Below are 26,799 nucleotides of genomic sequence, written 5' to 3' on the forward strand. Positions count from 1 at the left end.
CGAGAGGATTATTTTGTTCATTTGTTGATGGCATTTTTTCTGAAGAAAAGCGAAAATCTTCCATGAGCGCACTCCCATTTAGTTTTTGTCGTAAAAAACATTTTAAGGATGCGCTCTCTTTTTTTCACCTCATACACAACTTTTGATCATATCTCGAAAAAGCATTGCAATTCAAAGTCGTACTCAACTAGGACTCCAAAGAGAATTTGTCAGGATAGTTAATCTTATAAAAGTACCTGGCTCAGCGTCCTATTCGCGACCACTTCAATGAAAAGATAGGATTGGGGGGTAGTAGACCAAGGATTGCCAATAATGGAATAAGAAATGGACAATTCCTGCACTATCTTCCGGGCAAACACATGCAATAGCATGATCAGAACAAAATTTTTCGCGTAAATTTCTTTCTACTTCATCTGAAGGCTCTTCATAAAGAATGCTACTAATTTCCGCAAGCGTTTGAACGAGTGGCTGTAGAGGCGCATGCATCAAAGCACTGCTAAATTTATCAGTACCTGATCAAATGAAAGAGGGGCTCCATTTGCCCCCAGAAGCGTAACCAGATTAATTTTTTGGAGATTAGTCAAAAAATTCATTTTATGCATCCTAGTCTGTTTACTTGTTACCAATGAAAAATGATCTTATGGTAACAATCTAGTACATCATTTTCACTTTTGGTTAGCTTTTTGCCGACAATTTGTGATTTCAGTATACCTAATCATTAAAATAAATCATTTAACCTGCATGTTTTGAACAACATATATTAGAAACTCAATGAAGAGTATGGTTTATAATGTGTTATCAGCACATGAAAACAAACCGATCACTGGAACTCCATAAATGCTCGGGGCTTGATCTATATCCACGTATCCAGAATCCATCTTCTCGTCGACGCAGATAGAATCCTCTTGGAAAATCAAGATCATCAGAAAGTTCTTTCATGGCGATATTTTGCCAGTGGCCGACAATTGGATCAATTTGTTGGCTAAAATCAATATATTGTAAACGCATATGAACTGCGAGTTCAGACGGACAAAGGTTAAGACCGAATTGTTGAGCTCGTTGATAAACTTCTTGAGTGGTAGCTCCATTTAAGAATCCTAAATCAGCAAGGGAAATTTCAACTGTCTGTAATTTCTCTTTAGTGGGATTAATTATAAAACCCTTGTGATTAATAATCTGCAATCCATATTCATTTATCTCTATTTTATTATCCTTCAAATTTTGGAGTAATTCTTGTTTAGATCCCCCCCCGATCCATACTTCTCTGAAAGTAAGTTTTTCTTTTGAAATGGGCAATTTTGATTCCATAGACTCTATTATCCTCAATTAGGCATTAGTAACGAGTAATGCGGCTTTGAAATTCCTTGGGGCAAATGTCACACTCCTTTTCCTGCTGCAAGAGATTCGAGATAGCGGAGATTAAATTGATAAAGCTTTGAATTTTTAGATTTCCAAGTTCCTCTTTTGACTGTGAAGCCAACTGCAGCAACCGCTCTATTTAAGCGTAAAAGTGGCATTATCTGCTTATAATCAGGAACTTTTCGGATAGATGCGTATCCTTCTATGAAGGAGGTTTTATAAGCTGCAGGCCACTCACCTAATTCCAAAGGACAAAAATCATCTTCGGCGACCCCTCCTCTACCGGAGGACCAGTCGATAATCCCTGGCATTTTCCCATTAGAAGCGATGAGATTGCCCGGGCGAAAATCGCGGTGTATAACACAAGAACCATCAGCCAACGCAAGAAGATTGATGTCTTTATCAAAGTGTTTTCTACATACTTCGAGCAGGCTTTCAGGAAGATGGTCTTTGCATTCTTCAAGACCTTCTTCGAATTTCATTGTAAAAGGGATTCGAGGATCATCGCTCAAACTAGTCGATCTGTCAGGTCTCCACAGCCTTCCGCATGCTCCAGATGGATGCTGGCGAGGAGCGAGCCGACTACCTGGGCCAGATCTTTAGTGATGGCTTCTGATTTAAGAAGATCGCCCTGTACGCATTCCATCAAAACAGCCGCATCCAGTCCTATTTCAGGTTCTATGAGTTGGATGATCTTCGGCACAGGAATCTTGTTTACAAAATAGCTTAAGAAGTATGACCCTCTTAAAAAGTCTTCTTTTCGGGAACAAACTTTTAAAATCAGATTGGGCCTTCCAGGCTGCGAGATTTTAAACACTGCAGCCACCCGGCATCTTCATGATCGATATATGTAAAAACAGCATTAGAAAGATTGAGCTTTCAACGATACAAATCAGCGAGATTATCCATTTTTTTCCACCCCTAAAGCTAATTCCTCATCCGTTTTGAATACTATATCTACCACTCCATTTGCTTCAAACATGTCCATAAAGTCTTTATACATTTCTAGCCTGTCTTCTCCTCCGCCGGATGTCAAAAGCAACGCTTGGCCATACTCTACAATATCTTGTACGATTCGTTCATGCCGGTAATAAGCTAGGATTACCCTATTGATGGAAAAACAAGATTACTTTTCCCATTTGAATCGAGATTTTTTAAGAGTTCGTATGACAAGCCTACCAAAAGAGCCATCCTTACCGCTCCATTTTTGGTCGTTTGAATAATAATTAAATTTCTTTGAAAATCGATATCTTCCATTTTAGATTTAATATTTCGCCCTTTTCGCATCCCTGTAGAGAGAGCTAATACGACAATTACAAAAAGATAAGTCGAATCACTTAGCTTACACACTTTAAGTATTCTTTTCAAATTCATCTAGGAAATGACTACGTCCTTGTGGCAACTTAGGCTTATTGATTTTGCAAACCGGATTTTCATCCATCCAATTCCATTCCTTAATGGCAATTGAAAAGGCATGCGAAAGGCTAGCAATGGCCAAGCTCGCACTTTCACCACAATAGATGTTGCTTCACATTTCTTGCGTTTTTGGGCTTGGTTGACAGTATGCTTTCAATGTAACGGTCGATCAATTCTGCCAATTTATGCTTTTTAGCTAAAGAGGAAAATTGAAAGCGTCCATGCTCAATGGCTGACTCGGTATCGCGCTTCCATTTTTTGGCAAAAGCTAGGGAAGTGAATGATTCGCTTGCTGAAGGGTTGCCTTTGATACGAATTCTGGCTCGATAGGTAAAAGAGCCGTCTTTATTGATGCGCTTTTCGATGCCTTGCACAGTCTAATCCTTTTTGTTGGATTAGTTGTCGCCATTGACGTTATTGTGAATTGTCGGCTCTTGTTGTTTGCCAGTGGCCCAAATTTGCCCCATAAGGAAAATTTAAGGGTTTTGGTTTGCTGAAATTTAACAGCAAAACAGCCACTAAAGTGACTCTAAACTAACATGTTAAGCCGAAAAGGAAAAAGTGGGGCAAGCTGGACTTGAACCAGCGACCAGCGGGTTATGAGGGCGGTCGCCCTTCATATTATCCAATACCATCCAACCGCTATGAGTAAGATGATAAAGAGTTTATGGCTAAAAAGCTATTGGATTTTGTGGGATTTTGATGGTCTAATACATAAATCAGTGCACCTCTATTGCACCGCAATAGTATCATTAATAGAAATGATGAAATTTTAAAAAGGCCAAGCTTTTTGGGAAATTACCCATAAAGAATTGAAATGTGCAAGAAATTACATCTTGCATGCATGCCTTAAGATGACTCTGGGTTGGATTTATCCCAATAGACGGAATCATCTAATTTTCTTAAAAGGAACGAAATAAAAGATAAAATATCTAAACAGTCTTCCTTACTAATAGGCCAATCAAGAGCTGGTTCGTGAGCTGTTGGATTGCGGATAGCTCTCATTAATCCAGCAGATAGAAAAGCCATTCCGTCTTGAACATTTTTATCCGTCTCAGACTCGCATGGGGTTATTTTTAGCACTCCTTTTGGTCCCCACATTTCAAGCATTAAGCTCGCTCCATCTTTGGGACTTTTTGATTTTTCTTGAACCAGCTTATGATAGATTTTCGCAGCTTCAAAAACTGCATGAAAATAATGACTATTAACAAATAAAGTCGTACAGTGGTGCAAAATTTGCGAATGAAATTTTTTTTCGATGAAGAAATGCTTTTCTTTAGCATTTTCGTCGTGTTTTATTGAATTCAAATGATTAAGTAAATCATATACTTTTTTCTTATGAGTTTCGGGGGTTAATAAATCTATAAAGCTTTTTAACCACGTACTACGATCATCTTCAGATATTTTTTGACGAGTTAATGTTAGTATCCAATCATAGATACACTTAGCTCTTACAGAAGAAATAGATTCATTGGGGAATTGGTCGCGCTCGAAAGGAAATATAGATTTTCCCGCACGATTTATCTCATTTAGAGATGTTTCGTACTTTAGAGCATCTCCTAGTTGAATGGCAAGCATCTTGTATATTTGAGCACTCATCGCGTCCCACTTTTATAAATGCTAAATTATAACCTGCCTACATTATTTAGTCATGCAATAACCTTATCTTGGTTAATCTAAAACCCCAGCATTACCATGCAGGTCGCGTATTGTGGGACAAGCAGCTTTGCTCCATATATTCAGCATAAATTCCTTTCCATTTTCAAGTTTGCCACGAAACCGCCAAATATGTTCTTTTTGTGATTGAGAAATTTCGATATAGCCTCTTAATTTTTCATGCTTTTGTAAACCTCTATTAAAAGTGGTAATTTCTATTTCATTAATTTTTATACTATATAAATTAAAAACAAAATCTCTGTCAGAGTTTTGGGACACATTGCTTGTATTACATTCTATTTGACAAATTACTGCAAAGGGGTCTTCTTCTTTTTTTGATAAATCATCATCGAATGAAAAATTTAATATGATTCTATTTTTTGTCTGATTGTACTCAGCATCTGAAAGGTTATAAATATACCCATATGTTTGAGATGACGTTAAAATAAATAAAAAAACTAATAAATTGAAAGCTTTCATCATTACCTCTACTGGAAACTGAAATTAAAGAGTCTATCAAATACTAGACTTAAAGTCTCTAGATTTATCGTCTCTAGAAGGTTGGTCTTTAGACTTATAAGCTACCTCTTATTAAGAAGAGGTATCATGAAAAAGAAAAAATCGGTTTCTAAAACACCAAAAGAACGTAAAACTGCGTTACAAGAAGAATTTGGTAGGATTATACGAGAAAAACGCCTTGCAATGGGGTTTTCTCAAGAGGAGTTAGCTGAACGGGCAAATCTTCATTTCACATACATTAGTAGCACTGAAAGAGGAGAAAGAAATATATCCCTTATGAATATAGGAAAGCTCGCTAAAGCCTTAAATTGTTTAATGAGCGAGTTGATGCCATTATGAGGAACGGTTAATTAAAATAATTTTCACATTCTCTTGTTCTTTATTCTCTGTTTTTCACGATTTTTTTAATAAAAATCACTTTTGAACCTTTTGAACTTCATCTCTTAAATCGATTTCAAAAACTATTTTTGCTAAACGAAGCCAGATTTTTCAATACCATCCACATTAATATCTATGGCAATTGGAGTTAGAATAGGTTGACCCATCCTCATAGCTTGAATACGCTGAAGTTCATGTATGGCTTTGTAAAAGGCTTTTTCTATTGTAGATTCATATCGAGATAAGACTTGCATATGATTACCCCCAGATCTTCGAAATGCATCGCTAAATTCGGGCTTACTAAGGGAATACTCATCCTCTTCTTCAAAAAGACTTTTTTCTACCTTGATCAAACGACGAAAGCGCCATGCAGCACTAACGATTTTTTCGACTAACACTTCTTCTAAGCTACCAATAGGGTTAAGAGATCGATAGATTTCTTGCCGAAAGAAATCAAATTCTTGAGGACTTTCATTCTTAAGAATTAAATCCTGCGAAAGTAGACCATGCCTTATGGAATTTTGACAGGCAATTGCTTTGCCCTCTTTTGTTTTAGGACCTGTCGATTTAAGAGCGTTCATTTTATTCACCGAGGCTTTATTATTCATCTTTAACTCCTTGTTCATAGGTTCAAAAGGTCCAAAAGAGTGCTTCTGAACCTTTTGAACTTTGTTATTCATCTATTTGCTCCAATATTTGGGGATGTACCCAATATTTTTTTGTTGACCTTCCATTCGTTTGAACAGTTGAGCTTTGCAAGCAACTCTTTTCAATTAGATATTCGAGTACTTCTTCAACCTCATTGACATTCGATAACCCAGACCAATGACGACCATGATAAATATCTCTAGCCGTAAATGGGACTTGAACCTCATTCCTTTGGATGCGGCGGATTAAGTCGGTTGCAGCTTTTGGAATTGCATTAGAAGAACTTCCATAAACACGACAAGCATGACTTTCAAAATACTTGAGCCAAAGCAATGACTTTTGCAAACACTCCTTTGTAATGTCTTGCGGATATTCATTGTCCAAAGCCGCCTGTATATGCGCAAAAATTAGACATAGAGCGGGCAAAAGCTTCTTGTATTTCGCTAGATGAGCCTCCATATACGGAGGCAAGTCTCCTTTGCGTAGTCGAGTTTCTAATTCTTTTTGCCATTGATCGAATAAAACTTGAGCTTCTCTACTAAATGACAAAATCACGGGTTGCCCATCATTAAACTGCAATTGATCCAATGTATTGAAAATTTGATGAATATAAGATTCCCAAACATTCAGATCAGTATTTTCAATAAGTTCCCATTCGGATTTGGTATCTGGCCATATCATGATTTGGAAACGTTGAATAAATCCGTCATCTCCCAGTCCTCCTTTAATGGCTGAATAAATATATTGCGCAACAGGACCAGGCTGTATCCCTCCTAAAATAGAAATACATACGGCTTCGATGTGAGGAACTTCACGCCCAATTCGATCAACCTCAAAACCTTGTTTGCCACTCCATCCTTCAAGAAAAAAGGGGCGATCATTTTCTCGTCCCTTTTTTTGAAAACTGCTTAACCACCCTGCGAGTTCATCTCGGTATAGTAAAATGCCTTGTGGGTTTTCGGCCAATATGATGCCTAGCTTTTCAACAGTTGGATCATCTGATTTATAACGCTTTTGCTTGGGTTTTTCTGGAGGGTCTGCTGGCTTATATTCAACGACTGCAGAACCTTTTGTTTTTGATCCCTTATAAGAATCTCTATACCCATCTAAGTCTGTTTTTTTTCGAATTTCCCAAGCTTCCAATTCAATCTGAAAACGTTTTAGCGCTTGTTTATATTCGATCCTCGCTTGATCTGCTAAGACGACAAGAGGTTTAATGACTGATTGCATCGCAACACTTTTCATGGACGAAGGTTTTCCTATAAGCATTCCCCATAGATTGGGAAATTCGGTCCACTTTGTTCCTCGCCTTAGTTCCAACCCGCGTTTTCTTCCGATTAAGCTCCCAATGTGTACAATTAGTGCAGCTGCAATATAATCAGGAGGCATTTGCATCTGATCAATTAATGTTTGTATCCAGTTTTTTACTTGATCAGGCAGAGTTTCAATCGGACATGGTAAAACTTCGCTTAAAATTTCATGGATCGGTTCTGGGTCGTTTTCAAATGCGAGGCAATTTTCACCTGAATCGACAAAATATTCATTCGCCAAAACAAGATTCTCTTTCACATAAACTTCAAAGGCTTGTTTCAGATATAGGGAATGAGGGTCATCAATTGAACCAAATCCCTTCCATTCAGGAGGGCAATAAGAATTGGATTGAATCCAATCGATGAAGTCTGCTCCTTTTTCTTCATTAGGGAGAATTAAGACCCAAATATTGGCATAGGGACATGCCTTTTGGATCTCATCATAAATAGACTTAATATACTTTTTTCCAGCCGCATCATTGTCTGGAATCAAGACAATGTCTTTGAGATGCCGATAACGAGCTAAAACAGCCCAATCAGCGAGATGGGATTGATTAGACCCCATCATCGAAGTAATGGCAGGTAGATTCAAATGATGCGCAGCTTGTGCACATTTTTCTCCTTCAAAAATATAAACTTTTTCATCAGAATCATTTTTAGGAAGTGTATCAATTCCAAATAGGGGCGAAGGAGTGACAGCTCCTTCTACCCAATTTCCATTTTTATCAATGTAGTATTGATGGAACCATTTCTTTTGCTTGGCTTGAGTTAGGTTGTCGTGCCTTGTGACTAAGGCAGCGATCTCACCGCGCTCATTTTTGTAATACCATTGATAAGTTAAATGCTCTTTTTTGACGATAGAGGGTAAAGTCATACAATCCTCCATTCGTCTTTAAGTTTTTCGACGGCTTCTTTGAATGAGAGATGGCATTTTTTCTGCAAGAAATCGATGATATCCCCGCCTTTAACTCCGCATGAAAAGCAGATATAGGCTCCTGAATCCTCATGAATTTTAAATGATCCAGCTGAGCTGTCTTCATGAAAGGGACACAGACCTGCAGTAGCCCATTGACGAGAACGATGGCTAAATCGATCTAAACCTTGTTCTTTGAGATAAAAGTCGTAAGGGCGGATTTGCCGCTTTATTTCGCTTACGTCAAAGCGAGGGTATCGCCTAATCATGATACACCTCCCTTTGAGCCTTGAGATTCAATCCAGCTTTGGAAAAGATCTAAACGTATATAGATCCGTTTCCCAATTTTACGAATCGCATTTTCTAATCCATTGCGGTGTCGCATATTGAGAAAATGACGTATTTGCCCAGAAGTAAAGGGATACCTATCGGCAATTTGCTTGAGAGTTAAATATTCAAAATTAGACATGCTAAAACCTCCTTTGATTACGGTTTTGATCTATTTCTATCTGATCATAATCAATGGGTCAGCAATTTGACTGGTATATTACATGACAGGTTACCTTTTTTCTTTGGGTTGAAAGCGATGTCCAATCACTTCGTGCGGATGACTTAAAAATGTCAAAAGAGAGAGGTTTTCTGTTTTCAGAGTATTATGGGCAATATCACTGAACGTTCTTTGAAGACTTCTAAAGGTCACAGGTAATAGAGTTTTTGTTGATAAAGTGGATATCTGACTTAAAAGATTAAGAAACCTGAAGAGGTAATTTGAAATGGGGATCTCAACCCCATCAAAAAAGGTCGGAACTTTGAAGACGAAGCGAGTTGCTTCATCTCTTGCGATTAGGCGACTGTAATCTGAATCATAGATTAGGGTCAATTCCGTAGGCAAGCGTTGCCTAGAGGCTGTAAGACACATCCAGACAAGCCCCAATGTTGATAAGATGGTTTTGCATTTAGCTTCAACCTTTTCTTCCAATGAAGCGGTTATCAATGCTTGGATAATTTTAGAAGCGAATACGATATCTATGGGGTATACCTGCTTCTTTATCTTTCGAATCAATTTTTCTTCCATTAACTCCATTTCTCTTGGAAATAGGCTTTCGAGGAATCCCTGCTGTTCTTTAGCAAAGGAATTTCGAACAAAGGCGAGAAAACTGCGCAATGATTGCCACCAATTTCTTTCGCTTCCATCTTTTTTAGTCAGATCAAAAAGCTCTTGAAGGTATGCTAAGATTGATTCATTACCAGTTGGTTGCGGAATGATATTCTTACGATAATAGACATCCTTTTCGAGCTTTTGCCATTCTGAATAATATTTTTTTGCTGGCGCCGAATAAATTTTGATGAGAGGCGATTCAGAAACAATCCTATTTATCCTTTCAGAACTTCTTAGCCTATACACATTTGCATCGAAATACATCCAGCTGTAGGCTTCTTCTCTTTCCCAAGGAAATTGCTCAGATTGAATCAGATGGGGGTCGACGGACTCCCCGTTAAATGATTTCCATTCTAGTTTTTTTCTAATTAAGTCTTCTCTAAAGTCTACAAGCAGAGCTTTAGCATTTTCAATATTTTGGTTCATTCACTCTTTCCTAAAATTTTTTGGGATACTTGCTGACTTAAAAGACGAGTCGTTTGAACATCTAAATGGGTATAGCGTTCGAGCATTTGTAAAGTCTTGTGACCTAATGCAGCCTTAAGTTGAAGATTACTTGCCCCTGATCGAGCCGCAAGAGTAGCAAAATGATGGCGAATGCTGTGAAAGACGAATTTTCAATGTTAGCTTGTTTAAGAGCTTCTTTCCAAGGCTTGTTGATGTCTAGGGCTCCAAAAGCCGTTTTACTTGCGAATACGAATGATTTGGCAGGATTGCGATTTTCGAATAGTACCTTCAATTCTTGAAGAACTGCATCAATCAAGTGAACACTTCTTGGCGTTCCATTTTTCGTTTCTTTTAGATGGGCCATCTGATTTTCAAAATCGATCTGGTTCCATGTAAGACCTAAAATTTCCCCTTGTCTCATCCCTGTAGTGAAGGCCATAAGGACGATGCAATAAAGATAATTGCATCGACTTTTACGGCAGATTTCAAGAAGCTTCATAGTTTCATCTTCATTCAGCACTCGATCTCTTCCAGGAGACTCTTTAAGCTTGATTAGATTGAAGCAAGGGTTATCATCGATCCAGCGTAATTGACGGCTGGCATAAGTCAATGCGGCTGATAGCGAAGCAATGTAGCGATTGACTGTAGCCGATGATCGCTTAGTACTTTTATGTGTCGGGGTATCAATAAGGAATTGTCTTTCCTTACCCAAACGTTCGGGAGTTAGGTGAACAAGGGCATAATCCCCAATACGACTTTTCCAATACTCAAGATGTCGAACAGTATCTTTGGCTGAGCGGTGATGTTCCAATGCACCGCTTTGCACAAAGTGATCAACCAGTTCAGAAAAGGTGCGTTGAACTTTATGTCTTTCGAATTTAAATTGTCCTTGCTTGATCTGTCGCTCAACCGAAAGAGCCCAATCTTCAGCCTCCTGTTTTCTTTCGAATTGATTGCAAACGGAAGGGTGACCCTTGATGCGAACGACAGCTCTCCATCCGCAGGGTTTACCTTCTCTGTCTTTACGTCTATAAATAGATGCCATACTCAAACCTCATAGTGTTTATGGTTCGAGCGGCTGGATAGTGCTTGTTAAGATTGTTCTTTACTGCACCGAATTTGCACCGCAAGCATTTCTATTTAGCTTAAACAATATTATTGAATCAAGCGGAATCGTGCTTGTGTGTACTTGTGGGCACTGGATAAAAAGTGGGGCAAGCTGGACTTGAACCAGTGACCAGCGGGTTATGAGTCGCCTGACCTTCCACAAACCAGCATAAATGAGAATACATAGGCTCAGTAAAATCAGTGGTTTGAGAAAGCACTAATTGTGCTGGACTAAGTCATTTTATGCTAGGTTTTTCCAGTCTAGTGCGTAAAATTTGCGTAAATCCTCGTGAACATGAATTTGGATTGACGTCGATACTGTGTAAAGGGGATAATCATTTTCGCTCTAACGTGTTGGCATACCGATTTAGACTCAATCGACTTTATGGGATATTTTCATTGACTTGGAATCTCGAATGGATAAGAATGTAGCAAAAAGATAACATTCACCTACATAGCTATCCATGAATGCAAGACAAAAAGCCATAAAGCTCTTCAAGAATAATCAAGGGTTGCTTCGAACAGCTGAAGCTATTCGCTTGGGTATTCATCCTCGCATTATTTATCAATTACGCGATGAAGGGCTTTTAGAACAACTGGCAAAGGGAATTTATAGACTGGTTGAAGTTCCTGATTTTTCTGAACCCGATCTTGTTCTTGTCTCCAAGAAAATCCCTCATGCCATCATATGCTTAATTTCGGCTTTGGCTTATCACGAAATAACAACCCAGATTCCTCACTTTGTTTATGTTGCCATCCCAACCAAAGCGCGACCGTCTAGATTGGAATATCCACCTCTTAGATATTTTAGATATTCGGAAAAAGTTTATAGCTCAGGCGTTGAGACTAAGCTGATAGGTGGTTATCCTGTCAAAATTTTCAACATCGAAAAAACCTTAGCCGATTGCGTTAAATTTCGTAATAAGATTGGTATGGATGTGGTCATTGAAGCCTTGAAGATGTATTGGCAACGTAAAGGCACTCAAATTGATAAGTTATTTGAATATGCAAAAATTAATCGCGTTGAAAAAATTCTTCAGCCGATTATGGAAACAATAGTGAGTCAATAATTATGAATAGGGAATAACTATGCTTTTGGAAGAACTACAAAAACTGGTCGCAGCAGGCGAATCAGAGAATCTGGAGTTTAAAAGGACGACAGGACAACGTACTGAAGCTGCTAAAACTGTTTGTGCGTTACTTAATGGACTCGGAGGATTTCTTCTCTTTGGCGTATCAGACAAAGGCGAAATCGCCGGCCAACAAGTAACAGCAAAGACCCTAGAAGATATCTCCCTTGAATTACGTAGGATTGAACCACCAGCATTTCCGGAAATTGAAACCCTCTCTATAGGTAATGACAAAGCTGTGATTGTTATTCGTGTCTCTGGAAAGATGGGCACCTATTGTTACGATGGGCGACCTTATATCCGACATGGCCCTACAACACAAATTATGCCCCGTAGTGAATATGAAAAGCGTGTTTTAGTGAAGTTTCATGCCCATAGACGATGGGAAAATGAGCTTGTTCCTGATTGGGTAACGATACAGGATTTAGATGAAGATGAGATCCAATCAACCCTCCAGAATGCTATTTCATTGGGGCGCATGAAAAAGCCAATCCACACTGATTCAGAATCTATTCTACGAGGATTAGGTCTTTTTGATGATGGACATCTCATTAATGCAGCGGTGGCGTTGTATGGGAAGAGCGAAAGACTTTTTGCAAGCTATCCTCAGCTATCTATCAGGCTGGCTAGATTTAGAGGAACTGATCGATTGGGCGGCTTTATGGATAACCGCAATTATTGGGGGAATGGTTTTGATCTTTCGAGGCGCGGTGAGTCGTTTCTTTTGGATCATGTCCCTATATCTGGGCGTGTTGTACCTGGAAAAATGATTCGAGAGGATTACCCTCTTTATCCGCCTCTCGCTACACGAGAGGCCCTTGCAAACAGCATTTGTCATAGGGACTACACAACTCTTGGAGGCGCAGTTGCAATTGCTATGTATGACGATCATTTGGAGATTATTAACCCCGGTATTTTGCATTTTGATATGACCCCAGAAAAATTGAGCCGTCCGCATGAATCAAAACCCTGGAACCCTATTATCGCAAGTGTATTTTATCGAGCAGGAGTAATTGAAAAGTGGGGAATGGGTACGCTCAATATAATCGATTGGTGTAAGGAAAATGGAAATCCAAAACCAACCTGGGAAATTCGTGCTGAATCTGTTGTTACTACTTTTTTACCCTCCTCATTCTTTTCCACTGGCAAAAAACCGGAAGAGCAAGCAGGTAAAGCCGAAAAAATAAGGCCCGAGTCGAGGCCCGAGTCGAGGCCCGAGTCGAGGCCCGAGTCGTTAGAAGATGCGGTGCTTGATTTGCTCAAAAATGGTCCCTTATCAAAAAGTGAACTCTCTCAAGGCTTGGGGCATAAGCATATTTCAGGAGCTTTAAAGAAAGTGCTTGTGACCCTGCTAAAACAGGACAGAATTGTTTATACAATCACTGAGAAACCAAACAGCAGACTACAAAAATATAAATTAACTGAATGATTAAAAATCTCATTGATTGTCAATAACTGTAAATACGTAAACAATTAAATATAATTCATTTAGATACGATTTTTCTTGAATCTGATTTACGATTGCTTTAAGCTTTGTGAGGATAAACCCTTATTCAACCATCAAGGAGATGTGTTATGTTGAAAAGTTTTATCCAAAAACTCTTTGTTCTCGTCGTTCTGACGACTTCCCTAGTATCACCTGCTTTTGCGGCCGTTGATTACCAAGTTGAAAACCAACCACAAGTTATCGAAACAGTTGTTCAATTCGAACAGAAAGGAATTCTAAAGCAAAAAGATAATGGATACTTATATGTAGAGGTATCTAAAGATTTTATTGCTGAGGCCCTCCCATTGATCGATGCGCAAGGTAAAATTGTTCCTCCACGGCATTATACCAGCAAGAAAGGAATCGGAGCTCATATTAGCGTTATGTATGAAAATGAACAGATTCTGAATGAAATCTGGGAAATTAAAGAGCTCGGCCAGGAATTTACTTTCACTGTCATGGAATTACGAACAGTGAAGTTAAATAAAGACAACAAAGTGAAGAAGCTTTGGCTGTTGGCGGTAGCTGCTCCTGAATTAGAGAAACTCCGAGAAAGTTATGGCCTTTCATCCAGACTGAAAGATCATGATTTCCATATCACAATTGGCACGCAAGTCCCAGGAAAGCCTCAAGTAAAAGTAGACGCGATTGTCCTTGAGGAATCTGAAGAGCTTGAAGAAGCGGCCTAATCTTTAATGTATTTAATAATAAGGTAAAACAAACCTTATTATTAAATACGTTTAAAATCAATTATTTACTTTAAATAAGAAATATGTAATGATTTGTTATTTATTATTAGATAATAACAGGATTTATATGAAACATTTTTATTTATTTATATTGTTTGTGGTTTTTGCTTTTATCCAAGTTAATGCAGATGTTGAACGGCGAGCGGCAATTGATATTGGTTCCGGCGGGACAAAAGTGGCAATTGCAGATGTCGATAAAGAAACAAATCAAATTGTTCAGATTGTTCTGGATACCTCTTTTCCTGTTCCTTATCAAGCGTCTCTTGACAAATCTGTAGATGGCACTTTTGATGTGGAAACAAAAGAGCTGGGATTAAAGACTTTTAAAGAAATTAAGGAAATAGCAGATCAATACCAGGTACAGAAGATTGTAGCCATTGCGACATCAGCATTTCGTAAAGCCAATAATAGCAAAGGATTTATTTCAGAAATTGAAAAGCAAACAAAGATTCGTGTCCAGATTATTCCACAGAGAGAGGAAGGTGAAATTGCCTTCTTTAGCGCTTTAGCCTCAGGTGAATTTAATCATGAAGAAGCTGTTGTTTGGGATATTGGTACAGGAAGCCTTCAAATCACAACTGCAAATACCACCGAGGGCTTAACGGTTTATATGGGAGAGCAAATGGGGTCGGTTGCATTTAAAAACTACATTGTCGATGCAATCCAGGAGAATGACATAGAAGATATAAGCTCACCCAATCCAATGAGTGAAGAAGATCTCAAAGCTGCTGATAGCTATGCCCGCGCTTTTGCTCGAAAAGCTTACCCAATTATTAAGCAAAAGATTCAAGCTCAAGGTACCGTTGTTGGGATAGGTCGCCTATTTTATCATAGCATTCGCCCCCTCGCCTCTGAAGGTGACGTTATCACTCGAAGCGGATTACGAAAGTTTATCGAGAATTCTTTAAATAAAACTGATGAAGAACTCAATAATCCATTTGCCCATGTGGACGTTTCCAACTGCATTTTGACATTGGCTATCATGAAGGCGCTCCATATTCAAGAAATTCGGCCCATTGAAACGACAACGACAAGAGGCCTTTTAGTTTCTCCTTCATATTGGATGGAGTAGTGAATTTAATTACGTGGCTTTACTCAAATGTTAAGCCATTATTTTGTGAGCTTATCAATGATTAGATTTGTTTTATTTGCATTAATTATATCTTGCCATTCGACTTTGTTTGCGACTTCAGCAATTACAAATTTTGAAATGCCAATCCGCTCAATGCCTGAGTATGAATCTCCAACGAAACGTTTTGTTGGATATCATAATTATGAAGTTGTTTTACAGGCACTAAAGATGCGGGGACTTTCCTTAGAACATCGTAACTTTTTTGAGCATATAATTCCTCACGAAGAATTAGGGTTTTTTGGATACCATAGCAGCACACAAGGATTTCGTGTTTATCAAGATATTATTCGAATGGTCTTAGAAGAAATTTGCGAAATTCAAATTAAAAAAGATTTTCATTTTTTACGCATTCCAGGAAAGCCTTTATTAAACCGCCAAAGCGCACAGCAATTTCTAGAGGATTATCCTTTAGTAAATGATCACATGCCTGATCAACGTGAGCAATTATTATCAATGAACTATTCTTTATTTGGAAATTTCAATAATTTTGGGGAGTGTACTATTTATTGGTTCACAACGAATACTTCAGCTACGACAGTCGGATTTCAGAATCAATTAAAGTATCTATTTGATCTATTGGGGATTGCAACTGATACCCTACCAAATTTATTTGCAATTGGTGATTCTTTAATGGCCATGGATAATGCGGTATTATTCCAATTTTTTGATTTTTCTCACTATAATCCTTTTGAAAATTATTATAGTTTAGTCGATCTGATGTGTTACAACTCCAAACCAGGTGGTACCCCAACCCCCTTGCAAAAGGTGATATCCGAAACATATTTTGGAATTCATTCTTCGCCTTTTCCTGCTCAATTTCGGCTTGTGATTAACAACTCTCATATTTTAAATCCATATTCATCTCTAAATATTAAACGTTTTGATAGAAATGATCCTGAGCTAGTCAGAGAATATGAAACTAACTTACGTGAGGCAATAAAGAAACTTCCATATGACAAAATCAAAACAATGCAATACCGAGAGCTACTGCTGGGTATATGGGGGCAAATAAATGAAAATTAAAATCCGAATAATTATATTATTTATATGTTTGTTATCAATTTTCAGATCTACAGATATGCATGGATTGGAATTTATTTCACCAACCAAGCAATATGTGGCCGAAGTCACTTTGGATCAAATCAAGTACAACTTAAAAGGTAAAGGAGTTGGATTAGATTACCGTGAATTATTCGATAAAGCTATAGCTGAAGAGAATATCGGCTTTATGGGCTACCACGGAGATAGTTTAGATTTTCTGGTATACCAAGACATTATTCGGATCTTTATTGAGGAAGTTCTAGAAATACCTGTCAGAAAAGATTTTCACTTCGTTTCAACACCTTTTAGAATCAACGATTCAATACATTCTCTAGAAGACCTTTCTAAGGTTTTTGTTAATGGTGTTTATTATTCATCAATAATATTAGACAATACTTTTCCTTTGAATTTCTCCATGTATTCAAATCACAATCGTTTAGGATTGAATACGGTGTTAAACTTCTCGAAGAATATAGGTGACAGAGCAAATTTACAACGTAAAGAATTGCGATACCTATTTGAAAAATCTGGGATAGATTCAAATCTATTAGACGTAATTTATGATATTTCCCATCAATACCTAGATAGTAAAGCTGGTGTTCTTCTTCAATTTTTTGACAACTCAACGACTCCTTATGGATTTGGAAATGCTGTGGGATATGCATCTTATCCAAATGGATTTATTGCTGAGAATAATTTAATTAGTGAATATTTTCTTGATAATCATTTGGTTGAGTTTCCCCAGGAATTGCGGCTAGTTTTAGATGTTAGCGGAATACTTAATCCAAAATCGCCCATTACAATAAAGCGTTACACAAAAATACAACCTGGCAAGCTTAAGGCTTGGGAACAGAAACTCAGGGAGCTAATTCGCTCTTCCTCTTTCGATCCATTAAAGAGAGACGTGTTGCGGCAAGACTTATTGCATAAGTGGAATAATTAATAATAATAATAAAGGTTGTTATGTTAAAATTTAAGTTTTCTATTTTCAGTGTTTTGTTAACATTGGTTTGTTGTTTAGGAAGTATCGAAGCAACGATTGCAACTGATGCTCAATTATATCATACTCAAGACAAAAGGCATTTAGGAGTTTCAATCAAAGAAAGCATTCTCCATGCTGAGAAATCAATTTTAATTTTTACATTTAGTCTATCTGACGTAGAAATTATCGCGGCGCTTAATCAAAAAGCGAATGAGGGATTAAAAGTTACCGTCATAATTGATAGAGATCATTTGGGCGAAATCATGAATCATAAAGTTTCCGGCATAGAAGTTGTGACGAGAACGACAGGAGAGGGTCATCTTCATCACAAGATTCTGCTAATAGACGAAGCTGAGATTTGGATTGGCTCTGCAAACTTCACGAAATCTGCCTATGAGACACAAGAAAACTTAATGGTTCGATTTACATCGAGAGATTTAGCACAACATTTAAATCACGAAGCAGATGTATTTCGTAAAATTTCACATAGAACTGAGCATGGTCCATTGCCAATTTCTCTCCTGAATCAAGAAATTTATTTTTGCCTTTTGCCCCATGATGGATTTCCTCCAAAAAAAATAGAGAAGTCTATAAATGATCAATCAAAACAGTTTTTGATAGAAAAAATTAATCAAGCAAATGCGACAATTCGTATTGCTATGATGGTTTGGACAAATAATGATTTAGCTAATGCGGTGATCCAGGCTCATAAAAGAGGTGTTCAGGTTCAGGTCGTAGCACCTGATTTGGGAGGTAATCTGCCAAAGCTTATATCGGCTGGAATAGAAGTTCGAGTTAATCCTAAATTAAGCTTCATGCATAATAAATTGATGTTCATTGATAGTAATATTCTTGTAAACGGTTCGGCCAACTGGTCGCAATCTTCATTTACTCGTAGCGATGAGAGCTTTGTTATTCTTGAACCATTGACTTCAGAACAGTCCGAAGGCCTTATAGAATATTGGAATTATTTATATGGCGATTCAATACGATAAACTAGTTATTGAGTTATGGGTATATGATTTCCCAAAACTTAACTAAGCCACAAAGATTAACTGGATGATTTTTTTGACCTAGAACATGAGCGATGCGATGTTGAAAAGCAAAGCTCAAGTGTTCTGGCATAACTACTCCATTATTATTTTCTGGTTGTGCTCCAGGTTGATAGTCTGGATGAGCTTTAAACCAATTGGTAAGCTCTAAGTCCAACACAGGATCCAAATTTGGTTTAATGGAAATTCTTTCCAAGATTTCAATGCGTCGATCAAATTTCATTTTATTCTCCTTGTTGGTTGAATGGCCTCTAAAGCTTTTAATCTAACTTCAATTTCTTTGATTTCTATAAAACGCGATACATGATTTAAAATATCATTAGATGCCCCACGTCTAATTTGAGGGCTATCATCATCTAAAAGCATGGCTAGCGTATCCACGGCTTTTGTCGTATGTGTTTTAAGCTTGCTAATTGATTCGGACACTATTTGGTTGCGAATGCTTTCCAGTTTAGCTTCAAATTCAGGATCTCCCAGCCATTTGTAAATAGTAGGTATTGAAACGCCTAATTCTCTGGCCGCTTCCGCATAGCTGGAACAGCTGGCTAATACGACAATCGCATCTTCTTTGCTTTTCTTAGACTTGTATTCCATAAGATTTTATTAATTTTTGTTAAGTAATCCAATTTTAAAACTCCTAAAATCTCCTGATATAGGACTGCCATTACTGCCATTAGACACCAAAATGTTAAATCCTTCAAACTTGTCAACTGACGTTACTGCCAATAGAAGTCTAACGACAGTAATGGCAGTAAAGCATTAAGCGGTTTTTTCATTTTCATTTAGCGCTAAAACTTTCGGATTAATTGTATAACGCGTAGTGGGTTGCCCACTTCCTGGGCCTGTGCCCCCAACTTTATAAGATTGCAGCCATCCTTCATCTTCCAACCAATCAATTGCCGCTTTAACAGCGTCATCCGTGGTTAAATTGCGCCATTGGTTACGCCGGACATCCCGAGCAGTAAAATTACTTGATAATTTGCCTTCCGCTATTTTGCTTGTTAACGATTGAGCCGCTCTCAATCCTTCATCAGCTAGAAGGCCATAACAGCGACGAGCATGGGATTCCAAATATTCACACCAAGCGGCAGCTTTTGTTGCAGATGCAGCTTTTACGGGCCCCCAATTCTGCTGGCCTATTTGAACACAATCTACTAAGTGAAAAAGCAATGCTAATGCCGGAAACAATTTATCATATTTTGCCAAATGTTGCTGGATAAGAGGATTGTCTTCTTGGGGCATTTTTTTGAGATGTAAGTCTTCAGACCATTCTATGAAAATTTTCTGTGCGGCATCATCAAAATTAAAGAAAGGAAAGTTGGTAAAAATATCGCTAGGAGTTGCACCAAAAGCTACTGGATCAAAGTTTGAAATGACTTCGAATAGAGAAAAAACATCTTCACGAACTTTTTTATTTGGAGCTCGATCACGCCATTCCCACGCGCGATAATCAGGATAAACTAGCATTTGAAATCGTTGAAGTAATCCATCATTTGAAAGAGCCTTGGAAGCTTGTTCAAGATAAACAATCAATTTATCTGGCTGAATACCGCCAAAAATGGATATGCATAAATTAGGTATAAAAATTGTACCACGCTTGATACGATCAGTATCAAAACTGCCATAGCCATTCCAACCTTCCAAATAAAAAGTCCTCTCTCCTTCTCTTCCATCCCTGTCCCAAGAAGCGATTAATCCAACAAGTTCATCTCTTAATACAAGCATTCCTGCAGGATTGTCTTTAAGAAGCTCTCCCAATTTCTCAACAGTAGTATCGTTAGATTTATATCGACGTAATTTGGGTTCAATTGGAGCTTCCTGACGTTGACTTGATAACTTTTCAGCCAGCTCATCTAGTTTACTTTGTAATTTCGGTTTCCTTATTTCCGATTTCATCTCTGATTTAATGTGCGATCCTAATGCGTCTTTTTTTGCTTCAAAAATGGTTTTTTCAATCTCAAACGCTTCTGTTTCTTTTTGAAAAATTTCATTTGCTTGAGAAACCAGGCGGTCAAGTGGCTTTAAAGCTGCACTGATTGCTGGAGATTTTTTTGCGGAGGGCAGTCCCACAACGCCTCCCCATAAATTTGGCACAATTATCCAATCATCTAAGGATTTTGGTTTGATAACGCATCGAGCCCCTACAATTGTTCCTAAAGCTACAATCGCCGAAACGGCAATAAAATCAGGAGGGCAAGGCATTCTATCGGCTTCATCCATTACCCATTCTTGTAAAATTTCAGGCAATAAAATATCGGTTTGAAAAGATAATACAGGATACAGTGCAGCTTGTATCGGCTTTGGATCTGGCCAATCTTCAGGTTCTAACGTCTTTTTCAGATTCGTTGTGTTGACATTCTCACAATAGCTTCTTGAATTATTTGACTATCAAACAACTCATTAAGTTGATTTTTTGCTAGTTCAGAACCATTCTCAACGTACACGTACAGGTCATTAAAATCGTTCCATCTATTAATTTTTGCTAGCTCTTGATCGGGGAATCGAGGATAGGCAACTTTGACTCCTAAGTTTTGAGAGCAATCTAGCGCATCTTTTAATCCTGGATTGCCCGGTGTTTGTAAATCATTATCTGCACAAATGATAATTTTAGAACGTTTATATCTCTCCTTAAGCTGTTCACAAACTGTTTTTAAATTGCTTCGAGACATTGCTGCCAGGGTGGTACTTTCAGTCAGCTCAAACACTGTTGATGCGGTTGAAAAACCTTCACAAATACGTATTTCTTTGCCATCTTCAAGGATGCCAAATGCAAAAAAACATCCTGAATGTTTATTAATGAAATGTTTGTCTCTCGGTTTTTGATCGTCATATTTGAATAGACGTTTATCAGGATAAATTATTTGAAGAGCTCGGATTTGGCCGCCAAAATTGTAAAGAGGAATGAGAATGTTGATTTCTTTTTTACCTGTATCTGAATTAAACACCGTTTGATATCGGATGTTTTCAGTACACTTTAATTTTTTTCTGGCCACATAGGGTGAAATGCCTTCTTTAGAAGCTTGTAAATATAGCTCTGAGCACCAATCTGCTAATTGATCAGACTTGTTGTTTTCCTCCTCAAGCCTCTTTCGATCTTGCTCTTTACGTTCTATTTGCTTTCTTTTAAATTCTTGGAGATCTTTTTCTAAAAAGTTTCCAGTATTATTCCAAAAAGTTTTTGTGATCCATTGATCACCCCATGAAGCATGCCAAGATCTAAATGAGATACATAGACCCTGGCGATTTGTATCATCAAGATGAGAGCAAAATAATCGCTCTGTTTTTTCTGAACTTCTCACCCTTTTTTCGCCGGTTCCTTCATAACCGGCAAATTGAATAGGGATTGATCCTGTTTCTGAAAATGACTCATTATATCGGATGCTGTGTTGTAGCATAAATTCACGCGCTTGATCTTCAATTGACCAGATCGGATAATTTTGTGCTTGCTCTTCTCGTTTACATGGATTACGATTATGTGTATCAAGCATTATTGTGTGCTGTGATAGAGTGCCACCCCCGCAATGGGTGGCATTATTTTTTTCTGAAAAGCTGTTCATTATTATTTCCTTGTGTAGTGATGATCTCAAAAAATATATTAACATCAATTAGTACGCGGCGACCGATTCTTATAAATGCTGTAGACATATTTAATTCTTCTGCACGATAAATGTAGGACCTCATAGCGCTCTCACTTGGCCAAGCGAATTCAGTGCAAAACTGTTTGATTGTGACGAGTCTGGGAACTTCTCTCTTCTCTAATTTGGCTGAGAGTGATGTGATATTACTGGTCATAAAACTCCTTGAAAACATGGTTGTTGCTCAATAATTTCGTTAAATTTCTGTTGCTTTTCAGCTTTCCCAAGTTTTTTCAGGGCAAGCTGCTTGGTTGCCATCTTCTAAAAACCAATTATTATTAGCAACAAAAACCTGCTCAAAATATATCTAGAAACACATCCTAATCAAATTATACTGGAGAAAATTCCGCTTTGTCGCCGAATTAAAAATAACGACGATGATTTACCATGATCCTATTAACGATGAGCTAATACTTTTTGAAATATATTCTTGCTTGTCCAACGACGATATTGAGAATGTATGGCCTTTGAAGATATTTTAAAGGGCAATTTTCTCAATGGCGTGTTAGTTTTTAGATGATATAGAATAGCATTAAAGATAACTCTTGGATCATGTTTAGAAGGGCGTCCTACCTTTGATGTAAGCTCAGGAACTAGGGGACATAAGCGTTCCCATTCTTCAGCGGAAATTTCTTTATACGAAACCTTTGAGGATGGACGTAATGATAAGGATGTTACTGGATTTTTCAATCCCGCTCTTTTACTAGCTTTTTTAAAGCTTTTGCGGAGATTGTGAGAAATAAGTGGTCCTCCATTTTTATTTCGAAATACATAATATTGGTCTGATTCTATTTCTTCGCATAGCTCTTCCCATAAATCTAGAGGTAGTTCCTGTGTCACTTCATGCCCAAGAGTGTTGCCTGATCGCCTTATGGATATGCAGGCAGAAATTCCATCATCGGGATCCACATCGCAAAGTCGTAAACGCAATAACTCCTCAATCGCTATAAAATCATTTGCATGCGACATTTTTCCGTTTAAAAACCATAAAGTTTTAGCGATTAGAGCATCTCGTTTATTGATGCGGCTAAGTTCTTTGATAAATTTTCGATAGTCATTCTCATCTAATGTTTTGCGATTTCTTTTTGAAGTTCTATTAGATTTTTTCGCTGAAGAGGTTTTGGAGGTTCTTTTTTTATAAGAATCATTGATCCATTCAACAGGAATATCATTGTTTACACAAAATTTTTTCATTTCATTAAGCGGCAATAAGTGAGCGAGTAGCGTTTCTTTGGCTCCTGTTGCCATACGGTTAAGAGCTTCTTGACAGCATCTTTTAGGTGCCGGGGGAGATTTTTTTTTACCTTTTAGAATTTTAATCTTGAAATGAGGTAAAAAATCTTCCTTAGAATTGTCTGGGGCATGCAATATTGGAACCCAAACCCAATGACCTCTATAGTAAGCGACTATAAGAGGAAATTTTTTTTCTAATCTCATTTTCCTGCCTCTATATTATTTCGTGTATTGTAAGCTCTTTCCATCACACCAGAAAGGTGTTTCTGACTGTAATGAGCATAGCGTTGGGTCATTTTTGGAGATTTGTGACCTAGAATCGCCATTAGTTCACCTTGTGTTGCCCCACCCATAGCCATGTAGGAAGCTGCAGTATGACGCAAATCATGAAAACGGAAATTTTCAATTCCTGCAATCTTTAGAGCACGGGCAAATGACTTACGAATGGAGATGGGATTTTTTGTTGTGGTAAATTTTAGATTAGAAAAAATCGCTTTATTTGTTCCGAAATTAGTGTAAAGGTCTTTTAAAATTTTAGTCACTTCTTCAGTCAATGGAATCACTCTTCTTTCACCATTCTTAGTTTCATGAAGGGTCATAAATCGTCCATCAAAATTGATATCATTCCATTTTAATTTTACAATCTCTCCATAACGCATGCCTGTAAACAATGCTAAACTCACAATTGAATAGAGATAAGGATTAGTAGACGCTTTGCAAGCTTCCAAGAGTCGATTTTTCTCCACTAAAGATAAATATCTATCTCTGCCGCGCCCTTCTTTTGGCTTTGAGATTTTGAACATAGGATTCACAGTAATCCACTCCCATTCATTAACAGCAACAGAAAGAACCTTAGAAAAAGCAGCCATATAACGATTTACAGTTGAAGGGCTACGTAAAATTTTCTTCGAAGTTTTCTCATTTAACATTTTATCTCGAACTTGAGAAATATGAGCTCGCGAAAGATCTGACAAGTAAAGATTTCCAAGCTCCTCTTTCCATCTTTGAAGCAGCTGGACTTTCTTTACATAATATTTTGAATCTTTTGGTATGCAGTGTTCTGCAAATCGCTCAATCAAATCACTGACTGTATGTTTTCGTGAAGCTGATTGACTTTTGAATCGTCCATCTCTAATAGCAGCTTCTGTATCTTGAATCCATTTCTTTGCCTCAGTTTTTGTTCTACAGCAACGACGCTCTGGGGGATGCCCTTTAAGCCGAACTTCTGCATGAAAGCTCCATTCACCGGTCTTTTTCTGGATTTCTCTAACAGTACCCATAACTCCTCCTTTCAAAATAAAATGTTTTACGCTTTTGGAAAATAAATTGGAACAAGGGATAGCAAATCCGTTGTTTTTGACCATTAAAATGCTTGCTAGCAATTATATGAGAAATATACGCGAAAGAATTTACGCATTTTTTACGCAGTTGAATAAAGATTTGATGCTTTTTTGGAGAAAAATCGGATGGGAATGGATTTAATGATAAATCAGGCAAAATCAATCGAATGTATGCTGACGTATGCCAGTTTAATCCAGTCAATTGCGTAAAATTTGCGTAAAAGCGCGAGTGCGTAACACTTGCGTAATAGCAAAAAATCTGTTGTGGAGGTATTGTGGAAAAAGTGGGGCAAGCTGGACTTGAACCAGCGACCAGCGGGTTATGAGTCCGCTGCTCTAACCGACTGAGCTATTGCCCCATTGAAAAAAACACAATTTAGCAAGTTTGCAGAGAAAAAGCAAGACATTTTGTAATGTTATTAAATGAAAAAGAGCTGCTCCCATTCAGAAAGCAGCTCTTTAAAAGGCAAATTAATGAGCGAAAACTTTTCGTAAATACTGTATCGCAGCCTCAATGGCTCCACGAGTCGCTGGAGTATTAGCTAAAGGATTAAGCAAAGCAAAATCATGGCATGTCCCCAAGAAACGAATGGATGTAACATCAACACCTGCTTGCATTAACTTGTGGGCATATGCTTCCCCTTCATCACGTAATACATCATTTTCATCTGTCATGATCAATGCCTCAGGTAATCCTTTCAGCTGATCAATGCTCGCTTGAAGTGGAGAAACTGTGATTTTTTTTCGATTAGAAACATTTGGTTCATACGCATTCCAAAACCATTCCATGGCAGCTTTTGTCAACCAAGGACCTTCAGCGTATTTGTGATAGGATTGTGTATCCATACCTGCATCAGTTACCGGATAAAATAGTACCTGAGCATCAATTTTAGGGCCGCCTCTTTCTTTCGCAAGCAATGTCATCGCAATCGCCATATTTCCGCCCACACTATCACCTGCAACAACTAGATGATTTGGATTGAGGTTATATTTGCTCCCATTTTCGCTGATGTACTGGAGAGCCGCATAGGCTTCTTCGACAGGCTTAGGGAATTTAGCTTCTGGTGATGGTGTAAAATTTATAAACACAACAGCAGCCTGCGCTCCATTTGCAAGCTCTCGTACTAAACGATCGTGCGTGTCTTTGCTTCCTAAAATCCAACCTCCACCATGGTGATACATGATAACGGGTAACTTTTGTTTGTTATTTTTTGGTCGTATAATACGTATAGAGACTTCCCCTTCCGGTCCCACAGGAATAGTTAAATCTTCAATATCTACTGGAAGCTTTTCCACTTTGCCGGCTTGCAAATTTTCTAAAATTTTGCGTGCCTCTTGGACTGGAAGTGTATAAATGGGAGGAGCATTTTTTGAATTGAGCTCATCGATAAATTTTTGTGTTTCTTGTTCTAATACTAATGCTTCTGCTGTTTTCATTTTATCCTCGATAGTTTGCTATTACATGTTGGATATAAAGAAAAATGTTTTTTTTGAAAACAATAAAAATAAAAAAAAAGATACTTGATGAGAGGCGATGAAAATCATCGATACAGAAAAATAGCCTTGGAGGTCACGATCCTTCTGTATAGATATTGGCGAAAAAGATGCGTAAAAAGCGAAAGATCTTCGCCGTCATTCTCACAAAATAGGATCATTCCCTTTATAAAATAAACCTGCAGGTGGTATTGCACTTTTTTCTGGTTAACATTCAGGGAGACGAAATATTTTTTCATCCTTAACGACATGGAGATTTATTACGAAAAAATTACTCGATGGGTTTATCTACGTGAAAGAATAGAAGCAAACGGTGATAGGATATAGAGCGATTCGATAGATCATCTTCATAATTTATGCCTTTAATGGAATAAAAAAAGAGCGAGTTAAATTAAAAAGGGTGCATACTTTTTTCTGGAGAATCCTCAAAAACTTCTTGAGAAGTTTTATCCCGGTAAGATTGTATATGCACAGGATGAGCATTAGAAAATCGGTAAAACAAAAAAACCCTAACAACGAGAGTTATTAGGGTTTGAAAGATAGTCCATCAAAGGATGGAATAAAAAAAGACTTGGCGGCGACCTACTCTCCCACACTCTTGTGTGCAGTACCA

At 37.8% G+C, this 26,799-nt stretch carries 33 protein-coding genes and 1 tRNA gene; 8 read left to right on the forward strand and 26 right to left on the reverse strand.

Going from position 1 to position 26,799, the window contains the following annotated elements; translation table 11 throughout:
- Positions 1–264 precede the first annotated feature (264 nt).
- From AB7E63_RS08945 to AB7E63_RS08990, 10 genes are all read right to left on the reverse strand, one after another.
- Positions 265–486 (reverse strand): hypothetical protein, encoded by a 222-nt coding sequence (locus tag AB7E63_RS08945; RefSeq protein ID WP_006342635.1) that lies wholly within the window; start codon positions 484–486, stop codon positions 265–267.
- Between the two features lie 312 nt (positions 487–798).
- Positions 799–1,308, reverse strand: coding sequence for a hypothetical protein (locus AB7E63_RS08950; protein WP_006342636.1), 510 nt, complete (start codon positions 1,306–1,308; stop codon positions 799–801).
- 68 nt (positions 1,309–1,376) lie between these two features.
- On the reverse strand, positions 1,377–1,871 hold the full coding sequence (locus tag AB7E63_RS08955) for a phosphotransferase (RefSeq protein WP_079978218.1): 495 nt from the start codon (positions 1,869–1,871) through the stop codon (positions 1,377–1,379).
- Positions 1,868–2,176 carry a hypothetical protein gene (locus AB7E63_RS08960; protein ID WP_226987324.1) on the reverse strand — a complete coding sequence of 103 codons (309 nt, stop codon included), beginning with the start codon at positions 2,174–2,176 and terminating at the stop codon, positions 1,868–1,870. The genes AB7E63_RS08955 and AB7E63_RS08960 overlap by 4 nt, the downstream gene beginning before the upstream one ends.
- An 84-nt stretch (positions 2,177–2,260) precedes the next feature.
- Positions 2,261–2,401, reverse strand: coding sequence for a hypothetical protein (locus AB7E63_RS08965; RefSeq protein ID WP_006342639.1), 141 nt, complete (start codon positions 2,399–2,401; stop codon positions 2,261–2,263).
- A gap of 59 nt (positions 2,402–2,460) precedes the next feature.
- On the reverse strand, positions 2,461–2,709 hold the full coding sequence (locus AB7E63_RS08970; protein ID WP_013925402.1) for a tyrosine-type recombinase/integrase: 249 nt from the start codon (positions 2,707–2,709) through the stop codon (positions 2,461–2,463).
- Position 2,710: 1 nt separating this feature from the next.
- Positions 2,711–2,857, reverse strand: a complete 147-nt coding sequence (locus AB7E63_RS08975; protein WP_006342641.1) for a hypothetical protein — start codon at positions 2,855–2,857, stop codon at positions 2,711–2,713.
- Positions 2,858–2,867: 10 nt separating this feature from the next.
- Positions 2,868–3,149 (reverse strand): hypothetical protein, encoded by a 282-nt coding sequence (locus AB7E63_RS08980; protein WP_006342642.1) that lies wholly within the window; start codon positions 3,147–3,149, stop codon positions 2,868–2,870.
- Positions 3,150–3,624: 475 nt separating this feature from the next.
- Positions 3,625–4,374 carry a TIGR02391 family protein gene (locus AB7E63_RS08985; RefSeq protein ID WP_428419260.1) on the reverse strand — a complete coding sequence of 250 codons (750 nt, stop codon included), beginning with the start codon at positions 4,372–4,374 and terminating at the stop codon, positions 3,625–3,627.
- Positions 4,375–4,446: 72 nt separating this feature from the next.
- Positions 4,447–4,914 (reverse strand): hypothetical protein, encoded by a 468-nt coding sequence (locus AB7E63_RS08990; protein ID WP_428419262.1) that lies wholly within the window; start codon positions 4,912–4,914, stop codon positions 4,447–4,449.
- A gap of 123 nt (positions 4,915–5,037) precedes the next feature.
- Between AB7E63_RS08990 and AB7E63_RS08995 the strand changes: the two genes are divergently transcribed.
- Positions 5,038–5,289 carry a helix-turn-helix domain-containing protein gene (locus AB7E63_RS08995; protein WP_428419264.1) on the forward strand — a complete coding sequence of 84 codons (252 nt, stop codon included), beginning with the start codon at positions 5,038–5,040 and terminating at the stop codon, positions 5,287–5,289.
- 131 nt (positions 5,290–5,420) lie between these two features.
- Here AB7E63_RS08995 and AB7E63_RS09000 read toward each other — a convergent pair whose 3' ends face one another.
- The 7 genes from AB7E63_RS09000 to AB7E63_RS09030 form a co-directional block, all read right to left on the reverse strand.
- Positions 5,421–5,936, reverse strand: coding sequence for a hypothetical protein (locus tag AB7E63_RS09000; RefSeq protein ID WP_428419266.1), 516 nt, complete (start codon positions 5,934–5,936; stop codon positions 5,421–5,423).
- A 64-nt stretch (positions 5,937–6,000) separates the two neighbouring features.
- Positions 6,001–8,160 (reverse strand): DUF3987 domain-containing protein, encoded by a 2,160-nt coding sequence (locus AB7E63_RS09005; protein WP_428419268.1) that lies wholly within the window; start codon positions 8,158–8,160, stop codon positions 6,001–6,003.
- Positions 8,157–8,468: a CHC2 zinc finger domain-containing protein gene (locus AB7E63_RS09010; RefSeq protein ID WP_428419270.1), complete on the reverse strand. Its 312-nt coding sequence runs from the start codon at positions 8,466–8,468 to the stop codon at positions 8,157–8,159. Before AB7E63_RS09010 ends, AB7E63_RS09005 begins: the two co-directional genes overlap by 4 nt.
- Positions 8,465–8,668 (reverse strand): hypothetical protein, encoded by a 204-nt coding sequence (locus AB7E63_RS09015; protein ID WP_428419272.1) that lies wholly within the window; start codon positions 8,666–8,668, stop codon positions 8,465–8,467. The genes AB7E63_RS09010 and AB7E63_RS09015 overlap by 4 nt, the downstream gene beginning before the upstream one ends.
- A gap of 90 nt (positions 8,669–8,758) precedes the next feature.
- Entirely contained in the window at positions 8,759–9,784 is a 1,026-nt protein-coding gene (locus AB7E63_RS09020; RefSeq protein ID WP_428419273.1) for a hypothetical protein, read from the reverse strand.
- Positions 9,781–9,957, reverse strand: a complete 177-nt coding sequence (locus AB7E63_RS09025; RefSeq protein WP_428419305.1) for a hypothetical protein — start codon at positions 9,955–9,957, stop codon at positions 9,781–9,783. Before AB7E63_RS09025 ends, AB7E63_RS09020 begins: the two co-directional genes overlap by 4 nt.
- Positions 9,888–10,850, reverse strand: coding sequence for a tyrosine-type recombinase/integrase (locus AB7E63_RS09030; RefSeq protein WP_428419275.1), 963 nt, complete (start codon positions 10,848–10,850; stop codon positions 9,888–9,890). Before AB7E63_RS09030 ends, AB7E63_RS09025 begins: the two co-directional genes overlap by 70 nt.
- Before the next feature lie 526 nt (positions 10,851–11,376).
- On the opposite strand from AB7E63_RS09030, the gene AB7E63_RS09035 reads away from it, so the two are divergent.
- The 7 genes from AB7E63_RS09035 (at position 11,377) to AB7E63_RS09065 (ending at position 18,427) form a co-directional block, all read left to right on the forward strand.
- Positions 11,377–11,982 carry a type IV toxin-antitoxin system AbiEi family antitoxin domain-containing protein gene (locus AB7E63_RS09035; RefSeq protein ID WP_428419277.1) on the forward strand — a complete coding sequence of 202 codons (606 nt, stop codon included), beginning with the start codon at positions 11,377–11,379 and terminating at the stop codon, positions 11,980–11,982.
- A 19-nt stretch (positions 11,983–12,001) separates the two neighbouring features.
- A complete protein-coding gene (locus AB7E63_RS09040; protein ID WP_428419279.1) occupies positions 12,002–13,471 on the forward strand; it encodes an ATP-binding protein in 1,470 nt (489 codons plus the stop codon).
- A gap of 146 nt (positions 13,472–13,617) precedes the next feature.
- A complete protein-coding gene (locus tag AB7E63_RS09045) occupies positions 13,618–14,217 on the forward strand; it encodes a hypothetical protein (protein WP_428419281.1) in 600 nt (199 codons plus the stop codon).
- A gap of 127 nt (positions 14,218–14,344) precedes the next feature.
- Entirely contained in the window at positions 14,345–15,349 is a 1,005-nt protein-coding gene (locus tag AB7E63_RS09050; RefSeq protein ID WP_428419283.1) for a Ppx/GppA phosphatase family protein, read from the forward strand.
- A gap of 57 nt (positions 15,350–15,406) precedes the next feature.
- Entirely contained in the window at positions 15,407–16,432 is a 1,026-nt protein-coding gene (locus tag AB7E63_RS09055; protein WP_428419285.1) for a hypothetical protein, read from the forward strand.
- Positions 16,422–17,393 carry a hypothetical protein gene (locus AB7E63_RS09060; protein ID WP_428419287.1) on the forward strand — a complete coding sequence of 324 codons (972 nt, stop codon included), beginning with the start codon at positions 16,422–16,424 and terminating at the stop codon, positions 17,391–17,393. Before AB7E63_RS09055 ends, AB7E63_RS09060 begins: the two co-directional genes overlap by 11 nt.
- A gap of 20 nt (positions 17,394–17,413) precedes the next feature.
- Positions 17,414–18,427: a phospholipase D-like domain-containing protein gene (locus AB7E63_RS09065; protein ID WP_428419289.1), complete on the forward strand. Its 1,014-nt coding sequence runs from the start codon at positions 17,414–17,416 to the stop codon at positions 18,425–18,427.
- A 13-nt stretch (positions 18,428–18,440) separates the two neighbouring features.
- On the opposite strand, the gene AB7E63_RS09070 is transcribed toward AB7E63_RS09065, so the two are convergent.
- The 9 genes from AB7E63_RS09070 to AB7E63_RS09110 all read right to left on the reverse strand — a co-directional run bounded on the left by AB7E63_RS09070 (position 18,441) and on the right by AB7E63_RS09110 (position 26,129).
- Positions 18,441–18,707 (reverse strand): hypothetical protein, encoded by a 267-nt coding sequence (locus tag AB7E63_RS09070; protein ID WP_428419291.1) that lies wholly within the window; start codon positions 18,705–18,707, stop codon positions 18,441–18,443.
- Entirely contained in the window at positions 18,704–19,078 is a 375-nt protein-coding gene (locus tag AB7E63_RS09075; protein WP_428419293.1) for a hypothetical protein, read from the reverse strand. The genes AB7E63_RS09070 and AB7E63_RS09075 overlap by 4 nt, the downstream gene beginning before the upstream one ends.
- A 165-nt stretch (positions 19,079–19,243) precedes the next feature.
- The gene (locus AB7E63_RS09080) at positions 19,244–20,704 is read right to left on the reverse strand and encodes a YfjI family protein (RefSeq protein WP_428419295.1); all 1,461 of its coding nucleotides are present in this window, start codon (positions 20,702–20,704) and stop codon (positions 19,244–19,246) included.
- A gap of 116 nt (positions 20,705–20,820) precedes the next feature.
- Positions 20,821–22,041, reverse strand: a complete 1,221-nt coding sequence (locus AB7E63_RS09085) for a toprim domain-containing protein (RefSeq protein WP_428419297.1) — start codon at positions 22,039–22,041, stop codon at positions 20,821–20,823.
- Entirely contained in the window at positions 22,016–22,276 is a 261-nt protein-coding gene (locus AB7E63_RS09090) for a hypothetical protein (RefSeq protein ID WP_428419299.1), read from the reverse strand. Before AB7E63_RS09090 ends, AB7E63_RS09085 begins: the two co-directional genes overlap by 26 nt.
- Positions 22,277–22,515: 239 nt before the next feature.
- Positions 22,516–23,556: a transposase gene (locus AB7E63_RS09095; protein WP_428419301.1), complete on the reverse strand. Its 1,041-nt coding sequence runs from the start codon at positions 23,554–23,556 to the stop codon at positions 22,516–22,518.
- Positions 23,553–24,632 (reverse strand): tyrosine-type recombinase/integrase, encoded by a 1,080-nt coding sequence (locus AB7E63_RS09100; RefSeq protein ID WP_428419303.1) that lies wholly within the window; start codon positions 24,630–24,632, stop codon positions 23,553–23,555. The genes AB7E63_RS09095 and AB7E63_RS09100 overlap by 4 nt, the downstream gene beginning before the upstream one ends.
- 345 nt (positions 24,633–24,977) lie before the next feature.
- A tRNA-Ile gene (locus AB7E63_RS09105) sits at positions 24,978–25,051 on the reverse strand.
- 112 nt (positions 25,052–25,163) lie between these two features.
- Positions 25,164–26,129, reverse strand: a complete 966-nt coding sequence (locus tag AB7E63_RS09110; protein WP_006342661.1) for an alpha/beta hydrolase — start codon at positions 26,127–26,129, stop codon at positions 25,164–25,166.
- Positions 26,130–26,799: the final 670 nt, after the last annotated feature.

It is taken from the genome of Parachlamydia sp. (genome assembly GCF_050255895.1).
Classification (GTDB): domain Bacteria; phylum Chlamydiota; class Chlamydiia; order Chlamydiales; family Parachlamydiaceae; genus Parachlamydia; species Parachlamydia acanthamoebae.

Bases quoted from the DNA above. Each gene is read 5' to 3' on its own strand.
- AB7E63_RS09095 (WP_428419301.1), bottom strand. From the start codon at position 23,556: ATGAGATTAGAAAAAAAATTTCCTCTTATAGTCGCTTACTATAGAGGT.
- AB7E63_RS09100 (WP_428419303.1), bottom strand. From the start codon at position 24,632: ATGGGTACTGTTAGAGAAATCCAGAAAAAGACCGGTGAATGGAGCTTT.
- AB7E63_RS08990 (WP_428419262.1), bottom strand. From the start codon at position 4,914: ATGATGAAAGCTTTCAATTTATTAGTTTTTTTATTTATTTTAACGTCA.
- AB7E63_RS09030 (WP_428419275.1), bottom strand. From the start codon at position 10,850: ATGGCATCTATTTATAGACGTAAAGACAGAGAAGGTAAACCCTGCGGA.
- AB7E63_RS09045 (WP_428419281.1), top strand. From the start codon at position 13,618: ATGTTGAAAAGTTTTATCCAAAAACTCTTTGTTCTCGTCGTTCTGACG.
- AB7E63_RS09090 (WP_428419299.1), bottom strand. From the start codon at position 22,276: ATGACCAGTAATATCACATCACTCTCAGCCAAATTAGAGAAGAGAGAA.
- AB7E63_RS08985 (WP_428419260.1), bottom strand. From the start codon at position 4,374: ATGAGTGCTCAAATATACAAGATGCTTGCCATTCAACTAGGAGATGCT.
- AB7E63_RS09000 (WP_428419266.1), bottom strand. From the start codon at position 5,936: ATGAATAATAAAGCCTCGGTGAATAAAATGAACGCTCTTAAATCGACA.
- AB7E63_RS09040 (WP_428419279.1), top strand. From the start codon at position 12,002: ATGCTTTTGGAAGAACTACAAAAACTGGTCGCAGCAGGCGAATCAGAG.
- AB7E63_RS08995 (WP_428419264.1), top strand. From the start codon at position 5,038: ATGAAAAAGAAAAAATCGGTTTCTAAAACACCAAAAGAACGTAAAACT.
- AB7E63_RS09035 (WP_428419277.1), top strand. From the start codon at position 11,377: ATGAATGCAAGACAAAAAGCCATAAAGCTCTTCAAGAATAATCAAGGG.
- AB7E63_RS09010 (WP_428419270.1), bottom strand. From the start codon at position 8,468: ATGATTAGGCGATACCCTCGCTTTGACGTAAGCGAAATAAAGCGGCAA.
- AB7E63_RS09055 (WP_428419285.1), top strand. From the start codon at position 15,407: ATGATTAGATTTGTTTTATTTGCATTAATTATATCTTGCCATTCGACT.
- AB7E63_RS09110 (WP_006342661.1), bottom strand. From the start codon at position 26,129: ATGAAAACAGCAGAAGCATTAGTATTAGAACAAGAAACACAAAAATTT.
- AB7E63_RS09075 (WP_428419293.1), bottom strand. From the start codon at position 19,078: ATGGAATACAAGTCTAAGAAAAGCAAAGAAGATGCGATTGTCGTATTA.
- AB7E63_RS09050 (WP_428419283.1), top strand. From the start codon at position 14,345: ATGAAACATTTTTATTTATTTATATTGTTTGTGGTTTTTGCTTTTATC.
- AB7E63_RS09080 (WP_428419295.1), bottom strand. From the start codon at position 20,704: ATGGATGAAGCCGATAGAATGCCTTGCCCTCCTGATTTTATTGCCGTT.
- AB7E63_RS09005 (WP_428419268.1), bottom strand. From the start codon at position 8,160: ATGACTTTACCCTCTATCGTCAAAAAAGAGCATTTAACTTATCAATGG.
- AB7E63_RS09015 (WP_428419272.1), bottom strand. From the start codon at position 8,668: ATGTCTAATTTTGAATATTTAACTCTCAAGCAAATTGCCGATAGGTAT.
- AB7E63_RS09070 (WP_428419291.1), bottom strand. From the start codon at position 18,707: ATGAAATTTGATCGACGCATTGAAATCTTGGAAAGAATTTCCATTAAA.
- AB7E63_RS09065 (WP_428419289.1), top strand. From the start codon at position 17,414: ATGTTAAAATTTAAGTTTTCTATTTTCAGTGTTTTGTTAACATTGGTT.
- AB7E63_RS08950 (WP_006342636.1), bottom strand. From the start codon at position 1,308: ATGGAATCAAAATTGCCCATTTCAAAAGAAAAACTTACTTTCAGAGAA.
- AB7E63_RS08945 (WP_006342635.1), bottom strand. From the start codon at position 486: ATGCATGCGCCTCTACAGCCACTCGTTCAAACGCTTGCGGAAATTAGT.
- AB7E63_RS09020 (WP_428419273.1), bottom strand. From the start codon at position 9,784: ATGAACCAAAATATTGAAAATGCTAAAGCTCTGCTTGTAGACTTTAGA.
- AB7E63_RS09060 (WP_428419287.1), top strand. From the start codon at position 16,422: ATGAAAATTAAAATCCGAATAATTATATTATTTATATGTTTGTTATCA.
- AB7E63_RS09085 (WP_428419297.1), bottom strand. From the start codon at position 22,041: ATGAACAGCTTTTCAGAAAAAAATAATGCCACCCATTGCGGGGGTGGC.